This window comes from Kosakonia oryzendophytica (assembly GCF_900094925.1).
In the GTDB taxonomy this organism is placed as follows: domain Bacteria; phylum Pseudomonadota; class Gammaproteobacteria; order Enterobacterales; family Enterobacteriaceae; genus Kosakonia; species Kosakonia oryzendophytica.
Window position 1 is genome coordinate 49,765 of sequence record NZ_FMAY01000001.1, and the last position, 12,493, is coordinate 62,257.

The window sequence follows — 12,493 nt, forward strand, 5'->3', positions numbered from 1 at the left end:
TTTGTTGTTGGTTTCGCGCTGTATTGCGCACTCATCATGCCATGACCCAGTAATAATAAAGGCCGATTTCAAGACCAAGAATAAGAATATAAGCAGCACAGTATTTCATCGTGCCTGCCATAATATGGCTGTCCTGTCCTCCCATTCGCGCGGCGGAAACCGCAATGGCGATACTTTGCGGCGAAATCATTTTTCCGCCTGTGGCACCTGCAGTATTGGCAGCCGCCAGCCAGGTAGGATCAATATTCAGTTTTGCCGCCGCCATGGTTTGCAACTTACCGAACAGGACGTTTGAATTGGTATCACTGCCGGTTACAAACGTCCCCAATGCGCCAATAATCGGTGAAATAAAGACGTAGCTGCCGCCTGTTATATTCACCAGTACATGTGCAAGCGTGGAGATTAGCCCGCTAACATCCATCACCGTGGCCAACGCAACGATGGACATAATGGCAATAATGGAATTTCTAAGCTGCAGCACGGTTTTTACAAATACGTGTAGCATGCTGCTCATCGGAGCGCCCTGAATACAGCCTCCGATAACCGTTGCCAGAATGATGAGTACGCCAGGGGTCGCTATCCACTCAATTTTAAGTGTGAGCGTGGTGCCATTTTCCAGCGGGAAATGCAGTACTGACGCAACCGCAGAAACAGCCGATTTAATTCCCGGAAACAGCGGCGAACATAGCAGGATAAAAATAAAAATCAGGATATAGATGGAACATGTTTTCAGTAGCACCGCCGCGGTACGTGCCGGTCGCTCGCTCTCAGGACGGGTTTCGATAAGCCAGGCGGGATCTGTCTTTCCGTTACGGATGCGTCCGGCAATCGCCACGGCAATCAGGCTCACAAGGCTCCCGGCGAAAGCGGGTAACTCGGCACCCAAGTGCACCGCCACAAAATATTGTGGGATCAAAGTCGATATACCGCACAGAAGCGTAATGCCAAAAACGCCGCGAATGGCTTTCAGGCCACCGCCGATAATACAAATAATGACGAACGGCAAAAGAATGTTAAACAGCGCCAGTTGCAAAATGATCGTACCACTGAGGGTATTCACCGGCAGATTCACCTGCTGCGCAAGAATAGACACGGGGATCCCCACCGCACCGAATGCGGTAGGCACGGTATTTGCGACCAGTGATGCAATGGCTGATTTCAACGGCGGGAATCCAAGCGCCACCAGAATGCCGATGGGGATCGCCACCGCCGTACCGTAACCCGCTGCGGCCTCGAGAAAACCGCCGAAACACCAGGAGATAAGCAGAACCTGAATGCGCTTATCATCGCTAATACTGGCCAACACTTCGCGCAAAATATCCATCGCTCTGGTCGCCTGCATCAGGTTATAGCTGTAAATGGCGCCCAGAATAACGATGACAATAGGCCATAAACCTTTTAACGCACCATAGATGATGGCTGATTCAAGCGTCGGCATTGGCGTATGCCAGAAAAATAACGTCAGTAAGTACGTCAACGCCAGGGTAATCAGAACAGAATAGTGGACGGGCATTCTAATTTTTAGAATTAAAAAAACCATTAATAACAGGGGGATAAGCCCTACTATAAACAATAAGTACTCGTGCATTGTGTGTCCCTGATGAAATAGCGCAATCGCATTTATATGACAAATGGGAAATGTTTTATAACTTACCGTCAATTCGAAAAAGAGTGGCTGGATCGCTTCAGTGTAAATTATATTTTTGCACAATCCTAAAAAGATAAAAGAATGTACACACGATGTTATTTTTGCTTTGCAAATAAATACCCCCTCAATTTAAAAAAAGAAAAAAGGGAGTATCTTGCATTTTTTCATTATTTCTTCTGATACTTTCCGTCAACGCTGTCAATACCCTATTGGGAGTGCACTTTTCCACATAAAGAATTATTCACGTTAGAGCGCTTGTCCTGTTTTCCAAAAAATTTTAAAGAAATGCTTTATGAGGAAAATCTCATTAATCATCGCTAACAAATGAAGCCACTGAATACCTGCGTCCTGCACTACGCTTAAAGTTTGAGCAAAATCTGCCGATAATAGTGTGCAGCTATAATTTCAGCTGCTATCAGGTTGTTTTGTTCCATAACGAAGGATGAATGCATGGATCCAATACAAATCTCATCATTAGCCAGCAGTCTTGATTCCTATCAACTCAGCAACCAGGTCAACACGCTGGTGCTGAAAAAGGCGCTGGATAGCCAGCAGTCAATTGCAACGGATCTTATTAAACAGATCCCGCAATTACCCTCCAACCCGGCAATCGGTCGTAACATCAACACGACCGCCTGATCCGGTTTGCCCTCCAGCGCTCCGCCCTACCGCGTTGGTGGGCAAAAATGAATCCAGGCCCGCCTCGTGCGGGCTTTTTTTGTTTCTCTTAGCTTGCTTAGCACGTCAAATCGGCGTAGCCTGCCCCCAATTAAAACCAATCGGTCTAAATTATGAATGGCGAAACAGTCGTGCAGCACAAGCCCCGTCGTGGGCGGCCGCCGAAAGTAGAACGCGAATTCACCGATATCCGCAAAGCGCTAATTCGTTCGGGCCTCGAAGTGATCACCGAAACGGGCTATCTGTCGGCGGGCATTGATGCGGTGATCAAAAATATCGCGGTCCCCAAGGGGTCTTTCTACCACTGTTTTAAGAGCAAACAGGAATTCGGCACCGCAGTGCTAAACGCCTACGGTGCATTTTTCGCCCATAAACTGGACTCTTTTTTACTGAACGATCAGCTCACGCCCTTACAGCGCATAGAAGCCTTTGTGCGCCATGCGGGCCAGGGCATGGCGAAATATGATTTCCGCCGTGGTTGCCTGGTGGGCAACCTGCTACAGGAAACGCCGCTGTTACCGGAAACCTTTCCCGATCAGTTGAAAACAATCCTTGAAGAGTGGGAAACCCGTGTCAGCCACTGTCTGATGGCCGCAAAGCAGTGCGGCGAGTTACCGTCGACTGCCGACACCGGCGAACTGGCGCGGATTTTCTGGTCCGGCTGGGAAGGGGCGGTGATGCGCGCCAAACTGTTCCGCTCCGTGGAACCGCTCAATCAGTACTGGGCCTTCTTCCGGCACAGCATTACAACGAAATAAACACCTGCACAGGACGGCATAACCCGCCGAAAATCAACCTCATCCGACGAGGAAAACGCAGTCATGAAAGCATTAGTTCTGGAACAGCAAGAGAATCAAACCCTGGCGGAAGTCAAAGACATTGAGCTCCCCCCACTGGCGGAGGGCGACGTCCGGGTCGATATAGACTGGTCCAGCCTTAACTACAAAGACGCGCTGGCCATCACCGGCAAGGGCAAAATTATCCGCCAGTTCCCGATGGTGCCGGGCATCGATTTTTCTGGCCGCGTTAACGAAAGTCGCGACCCGCGTTTTGCACCCGGCCAGGCCGTGATCCTCACCGGCTGGGGCGTGGGTGAAAACCACTGGGGCGGTCTGGCGGCTCAGGCCTGTGTGAAAGGCGACTGGCTGGTTGCACTGCCCGAGCATTTAAGTGCCCGTCAGGCGATGATCATTGGCACGGCAGGCTTTACGGCAATGCTGTGCGTCATGGCGCTGCAGGATGCAGGGCTGAAACCGCAGGATGGCACGATCCTGGTGACTGGCGCGAGCGGCGGTGTCGGCAGTACAGCGGTGGTATTGCTTAAAGCGCTAGGCTACCGCGTAGCCGCGGTTACCGGGCGTGAATCCACCCACGATTTCCTGCGTCAGTTAGGGGCCGATGAGATCCTGCCGCGCAGTGATTTCGCCCAGACCCGTCCACTGGAAAAACAGCTGTGGGCAGGCGCAGTGGATACCGTTGGCGGCGCGGTACTGGCCAAAGTCCTGGCGCAAACCAACTATGGCGGCTGTGTCGCGGCCTGCGGTCTGGCAGGTAGCTTTGAGCTGCCGACCACGGTGATGCCGTTTATTCTGCGCAATGTCCGTTTACAGGGCGTGGACTCCGTTATGGTACCCACTGCACAGCGCGGCGCCGTATGGCAACGTCTGGCGGAAACGCTGCCCGCCAGCTATTACCAGCAGGCCGCAACAGAGATTACGCTGGCGCAAGCCCCTGCTACCGCCGCCGATTTTCTGCAAAACAAAATCCAGGGACGTACGCTGGTTAACATCCACGGCTGATCCCTGCCCCGGCGCGCACCGTCGCGCCGGGTTATCCCGCGTCACCCGTTTCTTCTGAATCCCTTCGCACCCGGCTTTCGTTTCCCGAACCTGTGACATACTATCGGGTACAGCCGTAGAGCAGATAAGGAGATAAAGATGAACAATATGGGTGCACACCTGACCCCGGAAGAGGCGCTGGATCAGCTTGAAGCGCTGTATGACCGCTCGGTTACCGCCTTGCGCGACGCCATCGCGCTGTATATTGAAACCGGTCAGCTTCCCGACGCTGAAGCCCGTGCGAATGGGTTGTTCGTCTATCCGTCGCTGTCGGTAAGCTGGAACGGTAGCGCGACCAATCCCCCCAAAACCCGCGCCTATGCCCGTTTTACCCATTCGGGTTGCTACACCACTACCGTGACCCGCCCGTCGCTGTTTCGTCCCTATTTACGCGAACAACTTACACTGTTGTGCCAGGACTACGGCGCACAAATCGAAGTGGGCCTGTCAGCGCATGAGATCCCCTATCCGTATGTGATTGATGGCTCCGCCCTGACGCTGGACCGTTCAATGAGCGCCGGGTTGACACGCTTCTTCCCTACCACTGAACTGGCGCAAATTGGCGATGAGACTGCCGATGGACTGTTCCATCCCACGGAACTCTATCCGCTGTCCCATTTCGATGCGCGCCGCGTCGACTTTTCGCTGGCGCGACTGCGCCACTACACCGGAACACCGGTCGAACATTTCCAGCCCTTCGTGCTGTTCACCAACTACACGCGTTATGTCGATGAGTTTGTGCGCTGGGGCTGTAGCCAGATCCTCGATCCGGAAAGCCCTTACGTTGCGCTCTCCTGCGCCGGAGGCAACTGGATCACGGCCGATACGGAAGCGCCGGAAACCGCCGTTTCAGACCTCGCATGGAAGAAACACCAGATGCCAGCGTGGCATTTGATTACCGCCGATGGTCAGGGTATTACGCTGATTAACATTGGTGTTGGGCCTTCGAATGCGAAAACTATCTGCGACCATCTCGCGGTGCTGCGCCCGGATGTCTGGTTGATGATTGGTCACTGCGGTGGGCTGCGTGAAAGCCAGGCGATTGGCGATTATGTACTGGCACACGCCTATCTGCGCGACGACCATGTTCTGGATGCGGTGCTGCCGCCGGATATTCCTATTCCGAGCATCGCCGAAGTGCAACGCGCCTTATATGACGCCACCAAAGAGGTAAGCGATATGCCGGGCGAAGAAGTGAAGCAACGCCTGCGTACCGGCACCGTGGTGACCACCGACGATCGTAACTGGGAACTGCGCTACTCCGCTTCTGCGCTGCGTTTCAACCTGAGTCGCGCCGTGGCGATCGATATGGAGAGTGCCACCATTGCCGCGCAGGGTTACCGCTTCCGCGTCCCTTATGGCACCTTATTGTGCGTGTCTGATAAACCCCTGCACGGGGAGATCAAACTCCCCGGCCAGGCTAACCGGTTTTATGAAGGGGCGATTTCCGAACATTTGCAAATCGGCATTCGGGCTATTGATTTGCTGCGCGCGGAAGGCGACCGTCTCCATTCCCGAAAACTCCGCACCTTTAACGAACCGCCGTTCCGCTAATGACAAAAGGATCCCACATGCAATCCCCTTCACCGCTGCAAGCATTACGTGACCAGTTAGTTGCACTTGAGCTTGACGGCATCATCGTCCCACGCGCCGATGCTCATCAGAGTGAAAACTGCGCACCGCATGACAATAAATTGCAGTGGCTGACCGGTTTCACCGGGTCGGCGGGCATGGCGCTGGTGTTGCGCGATAAAGCGCTTCTGTTTGTCGACGGCCGCTACCAGGTGCAGGTGCGCAACGAGGTGGATCTGAGTGCGTTTGACATCCATCATTTGCACAACGAGCCGCTGGATCAGTGGCTTAATGCTTCACTGCCCGCCGGGAGCCGCATCGGGTTTGAGCCGTTACTGATGGTTAACAGCCAGTATCAGGCGCTGAGCGCGACGCACTGCCGGTTAATCGCGTTAACCACCGATCCGTTTGATGCTATCTGGCACGATCGCCCGGCAGCTCCGTGTGGGGCTATCCGCGAAATGCCGGTTGCGATCAGCGGTGAAAGCAGCGCCGACAAACGTGCGCGAGTTGCCCGTGTGCTGGCGGAAAAAGGGGCGGATTTTCTCGCTATCACCCTGCCGGACAATATTGCCTGGCTGTTGAACATTCGTGGATCGGATATCGAGATGAACCCGGTGGCGCACTCTTTTGCCCTGCTGAGCCGCGACGGCGAGGTGGAGTGGTTTGTGGCGCCACCCAAGACAGCCACACTTTCCGCCGCGCTCATCTCCACGCTGACGCTCAACGATGTTGACGCCTTCCTGCCCCGTTGCCAGCAGGTTGCGGCGGGCAAAAAGATCCTGCTCGACGGCGATTTCGCGCCTGTCGCACTACGTTTCGCCATTGAACAGCACGGCGGTGAGGCGCTGTGGGGCGCCGATCCGATTACCTTTATCAAAGCGCATAAAAACGCGGTTGAGCTGGCGGGTTACCGTGAAAGCCATCAGCAGGACGGCGCTGCATGGGTTAACTTTCTGGCCTGGCTGGCGCAGGAAGTCCCGGCCCGCGAAGCAGCCGGCAACCCGGTGACGGAACTGGAAGCTCAGCAAAAACAGCTCGAGTTCCGCCAGCGGCAGCCCGGTTTTATTGAGCAAAGCTTCAGCACCATTTCCGCCTCCGCCAGCAATGCCGCCATGTGCCACTATCACAGCAGCGAAAAAACCAACCTGCCGATTACCCGAGCTCATCTCTATCTCAATGACTCCGGTGGTCAGTACCAGAACGGTACAACCGACGCCACGCGTACCTTGTCATTTGGCCCGGTAGATCCCCAGCAACGCCTGCACTATACCGCTGTGCTGAAAGGCTTTTTGTCGATGTTCACCCTGCAATTTCCGAGCGGTACGCACGGGCATCAACTGGATGCCTTTGCCCGCCGTGCCCTCTGGGATTTAGGGCTGGATTTTGATCACGGCACCGGCCATGGCGTGGGCCACCAGTTGCTGATCCACGAGCAGCCACAGCGTATTGCCAAAAAGGTCAACCCATGGCCACTGTCTGCGGGCAATATCATGACCATCGAACCGGGTTATTACCTGGCCGATCGCTACGGTATTCGCATCGAAAACCAGGTGGAAGTGGTGGAAAGCCAGCCGGGTTTCTGCCGCTTTGCGTCGCTGACGCTGATCCCTATCGATTTAAGCCTGGTCGAATGGAATCTGCTCAGTGAACAAGAGCAGCAGTGGCTGGATGATTATCATCAGCAGGTTCGCGACACGCTATCGCCGCGGGTCGACAGCGAGGCCCGCCCGTGGCTGTTTGCCGCCACCGCGCCACTGCGCGTTCAGGCCGGGTGACGCCGCCATCAACAGATAAAGGGGCGCGGATGCGCCCTTTTTTTACGCTCATGCCTGTTCTTTAGCGCCGCCCCACCCCGCTCTTTCCTGCGCAAGAAACCCGGTGGCGACAGCATGACACAACGCCGCTTCCTGCCCGATCCCGGTATCGTCATCGTAGTAAATACCGGAGAGCCCCAGTCCCATCAGACACAGCATGTGCAACACGCGCAATGCGCGCACCTCCGGCGTGGCATCAGGATGAACAACAATACAGGGCGCAGTGGCGAACGCTATCACCATCCCCTGAGGATCTTCCCCCGGACGCTGCGGTATTCCCTCCTGATCCGGTTTAACCACGCGAATACCAAGCGCCCTGATATGCTGCACCAAACACTCAAAATAGGATTCGCTATCCACATGCTTCGGCTCCTCATCCACCGCCAGATAGCACCGGAGCGATTCCACAATCGCCTGCGCGTTACTGTCGGCGCACAAAGAGCCGACAAACGGGTTTGCACGACTCTCCGGTTGCCGCAGTTGTTCAAGGCGCTGAAGCTGCGACTGATACCACGGGTGGCGCTGCATGTCAGACAACAGTTCATGAAAACTCGCCGCCCCCATGTCGCCCCGTTGCATAAACTCTCGCATTTTTTCCGTCACAAATTCACTGTTCTTCATGGTGATTACCTTCCTGTGGTCATCAGATAAAAAGAGTATTGTCATAGCAGAAATAACCCTATTAATTTCATCGCGCTGTGGCAAATATCTTCGCATTGCACTGCGTAATAAAGGCAAATTCTTCGGCCTTGCTTCCAGAATCCAGCGTTTTAATTTACAGGCTGATAACAAATAATATTGCACAAGATCCTGTGACTCTGTTCAATATGCGTTCTGTGTATTCATGTTATTTATGCGTAATCGTTTTTACATGAAGCAATTAAATGATGAACGCATATGAATTGCAGGCATTACGCCATATTTTCGCCATGACCGTTGAAGAGTGCGCCATCTGGATAGCACCAGATAACACCACAGCGGAATGGCAGGCATGGGAAAATGGTGAGAAAGCGATCCCGGCGGATATTGTTGCAAAATTACTGGAACTGAGAAAAAAAAGACAAACTCACATCAACGCCCTTATCAGCCGAATAAATAATCGTATTGGCAATAATACGATGCGTTTTTTCGCGGATTTAGCCGCTTTTCAGACAGTATATCGTGATGGCGATTATCTGGACTGGAAAGTTTATCAGTCGGTGGCTGCCGAACTCTATGCACACGATCTGGAACATCTGTGTTAACGCGTTTGGTCCGCTCACGCCACTGACGATTCATTTTACCGTCACGCAGTACACACAAGATGAAAAATACCTATCTCTCTACTGCATTGGGTCTCTATCTGAATTACCTGGTGCATGGCATGGGGGTCATTCTGATGAGCCTCAATATGTCCTCGCTCGAACTCCAGTGGCAGACCAACGCGGCCGGTGTCTCTGTGGTGATTTCGTCGCTCGGTATTGGCCGGTTAAGCGTCCTGTTTTTCTCCGGTGTCTTGTCCGATAAGTTCGGTCGACGACCGTTTATTATCTTTGGCATGATCTGCTACCTCACGTTTTTTCTCGGCATCATTAATACACACAACATTCTCGTGGCCTACGCCTTTGGCTTTGTCGCCGGGATTGCCAACAGCTTTCTGGATGCCGGAACCTACCCAAGCCTGATGGAGGCATTTCCACGCGCACCCGGCACCGCGAATGTGCTGATCAAAGCGTTTATTTCCGCAGGACAGTTTCTGTTACCGCTGATCATCAGCCTGTTGGTGTGGGCAGAACTGTGGTTTGGCTGGTCCTTTTTGATTGCCGCGGCCATTATGCTCCTCAACGGCGTGTTTTTGCTGCGCTGCACGTTTCCTCCTCACCAAGGGCGTCAGGTTACAGCCGCCAGACCGGCGCCAGACTGCGCGGCGCCGCCTGTTAAACACCGCTGCTCGGTTATCGATCTCGCCAGCTATACGCTGTATGGCTATGTGGCAATGACCACGTTTTATCTTATCAGTCAGTGGCTTGCACAGTACGGCCAGTTTGTGGTGGGTCTGTCTTATACCGCATCCATCAAACTGCTCAGCGTGTACACCTGTGGATCGCTGCTCTGCGTATTGATTACTGCTCCGCTGGTACGGAAAACCGCCAGAACCATGGCCCTGTTAATTCTGTACACCTTCATGTCGTTTGTGGCGTTATTGACGGTGTGCCTCCATCCCAGCGTATATGTGGTGGTGATTTTTTCATTTGTCATTGGCTTCTCCTCGGCAGGCGGGGTCGTGCAGATTGGCCTGACGCTGATGGCAGCCCGCTTTCCGCATGCCAAAGGCAAAGCCACCGGTATTTATTACAGCGCGGGAAGCATCGCCACCTTTACCATCCCGTTAATCACAGCACGCCTCTCGGAGCACAGCATTGCCGATATTATGTGGTTTGATACCGCCATTGCCGCTGTTGGTTTTCTGCTGGCACTGTTTATTGGTCTGCGCAGCCGGATGGAATCCCGGCGTTTAGTCCATATATCACCGCTCGCGGAATAACCTGCCGGGTTGCCCATGCAATATTGTTGAGGCTCTTCTGCAAAATAATACGGACGTTATTTACCGTCTTAATCGCTCACGCCGGAAACCGCATTAAAGGCAATTCACATCACATTTTACCCTGCAATAAACCTGGCAAATTAAACGCCATGCTATGTATGTCCGGCCACAGCAACCACGTACAGTAATCACTAAACTCGCTGCCAGATATCACAGTGACAGGCGCGGGAGAACAAATTTAAAATTAGCATGGAGCTGTGAATAATGTCTCAGAATAAGGCTTTCAGCACCCCTTTTATCCTCGCCGTTATCTGTATCTATCTCAGTTATTTTTTACACGGGATAAGTGTTATCACGCTGGCTCAAAATATGACGTCGCTGGCGGCAAAATTTTCCACCGACAATGCAGGCATTGCTTATTTAATTTCCGGCATCGGTCTTGGCCGACTGGTCAGTATTCTCTTCTTTGGTGTAATTTCCGACAAGTTCGGCCGCAGGGCGGTAATTCTGTTAGGCGTTGTCTTATATATGTGTTTTTTCTTTGGTATTCCCGCCAGCCCGAACCTGATGGTGGCCTTTGTTCTGGCCGTCTGCGTCGGTGTCGCCAACTCGGCACTGGATACTGGCGGCTACCCAGCGCTGATGGAGTGTTTCCCGACAGCCTCCGGCTCGGCGGTGATCCTGGTGAAAGCGATGGTCTCCTTCGGGCAGATGCTCTATCCCATGATCGTCAGCTGTATGCTGCTCAATCATATCTGGTACGGCTATGGCGTCATCATTCCGGGCGTGCTGTTTGTGCTTATCACCCTGCTGCTGTTGAAAAGCCGCTTTCCCGGTCAGCAGGTGGACGCCAGTGTCGCCAAAGCATTACCGCAAATGAACAGCAAACCGCTGCCGTGGCTGGAAGGCGTCGCGTCGGTACTGTTTGGCGTTGCCGCCTTCTCGACATTCTACGTCATCGTGGTGTGGATGCCGAAGTACGCCATGGCATTTGCCGGCATGGTGGAATCCGACGCACTGAAAACCATCTCCTACTACAGCATGGGATCGCTGCTGTGCGTGTTTATCTTCGCCGTGCTGTTGAAAAAAGCCGTGCGCCCTATCTGGGCTAACGTCTTTAACGCCGGCCTGGCGACGCTGACCGCAGCGGTTATCTATTTATACCCGTCGCCGCTGGTGTGTAATGCCGGTGCTTTTGTTATCGGCTTTTCCGCCGCGGGCGGCATTCTGCAACTCGGTGTGTCCGTCATGTCGGAGTTCTTCCCGAAAAGCAAAGCCAAAGTCACCAGCGTTTATATGATGATGGGCGGACTGGCAAACTTTGTTATTCCGCTGATCACCGGTTACCTCTCAACGATTGGCCTGCAATACATCATCGCGCTGGACTTCGTTTTTGCGCTGCTGGCCTTCATCACCGCGCTCATTGTTTTCGTCCGCTACTACCGCGTATTCAATATTCCAAAAAACGATGTGCGGTTCGGCGAACGCTATTTTCAATAAACAGCTTCGATTCACGATAAAAATTCAAGGAGTCTATTATGGATGTTACTGCTAAATATGAACTGATTGGGCTGATGGCCTACCCCATCAGACACAGCCTGTCTCCGGAAATGCAAAATAAAGCGCTGGAAAAAGCCGGACTGCCTTATACCTATATGGCATTTGAAGTCGATAACACGACCTTTGCAAACGCCATTGCCGGGTTAAAAGCCTTAAAAATGCGTGGTACCGGGGTTTCCATGCCCAATAAACAGCTGGCATGCGACTATGTTGATGAATTAACCCCGGCGGCAAAACTGGTCGGTGCCATTAATACCATTGTTAACGATGATGGTTACCTGCGCGGCTACAATACCGATGGCACAGGACATATTCGCGCCATCAAAGAGAGCGGTTTCGATATCAAAGGCAAAACCATGGTGCTGCTGGGTGCCGGGGGCGCGTCCACTGCGATTGGCGCGCAGGCGGCTATTGAAGGCATTAAAGAGATTAAACTGTTTAACCGCCGGGACGACTTCTTTGAAAAAGCCGTCGCCTTCGCCAAACGGGTTAACGAAAACACCGATTGCGTGGTCACCGTGACAGACCTTGAAGATCAGAACGCCTTTGCGGCAGCCCTCGCCACAGCGGATATTCTCACCAACGGCACCAAGGTCGGCATGAAACCGATGGAAAATGCGTCACTCATCAGCGATGTCAGCCTGCTGCGCCCGGGATTGTTGGTCACCGAATGCGTTTATAACCCGCATATCACGAAGTTATTGCAGCAGGCGCAACAAGCCGGTTGCAAAACAATTGACGGTTACGGCATGTTGTTATGGCAAGGGGCTGAACAGTTCAAGCTGTGGACCGGCAAAGAGTTCCCTCTGGAATACGTGAAACAGGTCATGGGCTTCGAAGCCTGACAGGCTGGTGA

The 12,493-nt window shown here is 53.2% G+C and carries 10 protein-coding genes and 1 pseudogene; 9 read left to right on the top strand and 2 right to left on the bottom strand.

The window, feature by feature from the left end:
* Positions 1–34: 34 nt before the first annotated feature.
* On the bottom strand, positions 35–1,588 hold the full coding sequence (locus tag GA0061071_RS00240) for an L-lactate permease (protein ID WP_061494260.1): 1,554 nt from the start codon (positions 1,586–1,588) through the stop codon (positions 35–37).
* 510 nt (positions 1,589–2,098) lie between these two features.
* On the opposite strand from GA0061071_RS00240, the gene GA0061071_RS00245 reads away from it, so the two are divergent.
* The 5 genes and pseudogenes from GA0061071_RS00245 (at position 2,099) to GA0061071_RS00265 (ending at position 7,514) form a co-directional block, all read left to right on the top strand.
* Positions 2,099–2,287: a YjfB family protein gene (locus tag GA0061071_RS00245; RefSeq protein WP_061494259.1), complete on the top strand. Its 189-nt coding sequence runs from the start codon at positions 2,099–2,101 to the stop codon at positions 2,285–2,287.
* Positions 2,288–2,439: 152 nt separating this feature from the next.
* Positions 2,440–3,151 (top strand): annotated as a pseudogene (acuR, locus tag GA0061071_RS00250) (acrylate utilization transcriptional regulator AcuR).
* Entirely contained in the window at positions 3,148–4,125 is a 978-nt protein-coding gene (gene acuI / locus GA0061071_RS00255; RefSeq protein ID WP_061494257.1) for an acrylyl-CoA reductase (NADPH), read from the top strand. Before acuR ends, acuI begins: the two are co-directional and overlap by 4 nt.
* A gap of 138 nt (positions 4,126–4,263) precedes the next feature.
* Positions 4,264–5,718, top strand: coding sequence for an AMP nucleosidase (locus GA0061071_RS00260; protein WP_061494256.1), 1,455 nt, complete (start codon positions 4,264–4,266; stop codon positions 5,716–5,718).
* Positions 5,719–5,735: 17 nt separating this feature from the next.
* The gene (locus tag GA0061071_RS00265) at positions 5,736–7,514 is read left to right on the top strand and encodes an aminopeptidase P family protein (protein WP_088237984.1); all 1,779 of its coding nucleotides are present in this window, start codon (positions 5,736–5,738) and stop codon (positions 7,512–7,514) included.
* A 48-nt stretch (positions 7,515–7,562) separates the two neighbouring features.
* Here GA0061071_RS00265 and GA0061071_RS00270 read toward each other — a convergent pair whose 3' ends face one another.
* Positions 7,563–8,174: a hypothetical protein gene (locus GA0061071_RS00270; protein ID WP_088237985.1), complete on the bottom strand. Its 612-nt coding sequence runs from the start codon at positions 8,172–8,174 to the stop codon at positions 7,563–7,565.
* Between the two features lie 266 nt (positions 8,175–8,440).
* Here GA0061071_RS00270 and GA0061071_RS00275 point away from each other — a divergent pair, with 266 nt between their 5' ends.
* The 4 genes from GA0061071_RS00275 to ydiB all read left to right on the top strand — a co-directional run bounded on the left by GA0061071_RS00275 (position 8,441) and on the right by ydiB (position 12,482).
* Complete coding sequence (locus GA0061071_RS00275) at positions 8,441–8,797, top strand: YdiL family protein (protein WP_061499871.1); 357 nt, start codon at positions 8,441–8,443, stop codon at positions 8,795–8,797.
* Positions 8,798–8,856: 59 nt separating this feature from the next.
* The gene (locus GA0061071_RS00280; protein WP_088237986.1) at positions 8,857–10,077 is read left to right on the top strand and encodes an MFS transporter; all 1,221 of its coding nucleotides are present in this window, start codon (positions 8,857–8,859) and stop codon (positions 10,075–10,077) included.
* A 264-nt stretch (positions 10,078–10,341) separates the two neighbouring features.
* Positions 10,342–11,577, top strand: coding sequence for an MFS transporter (locus tag GA0061071_RS00285; protein WP_088237987.1), 1,236 nt, complete (start codon positions 10,342–10,344; stop codon positions 11,575–11,577).
* A 38-nt stretch (positions 11,578–11,615) separates the two neighbouring features.
* On the top strand, positions 11,616–12,482 hold the full coding sequence (ydiB, locus tag GA0061071_RS00290; protein ID WP_061494251.1) for a quinate/shikimate dehydrogenase: 867 nt from the start codon (positions 11,616–11,618) through the stop codon (positions 12,480–12,482).
* Positions 12,483–12,493: the final 11 nt, after the last annotated feature.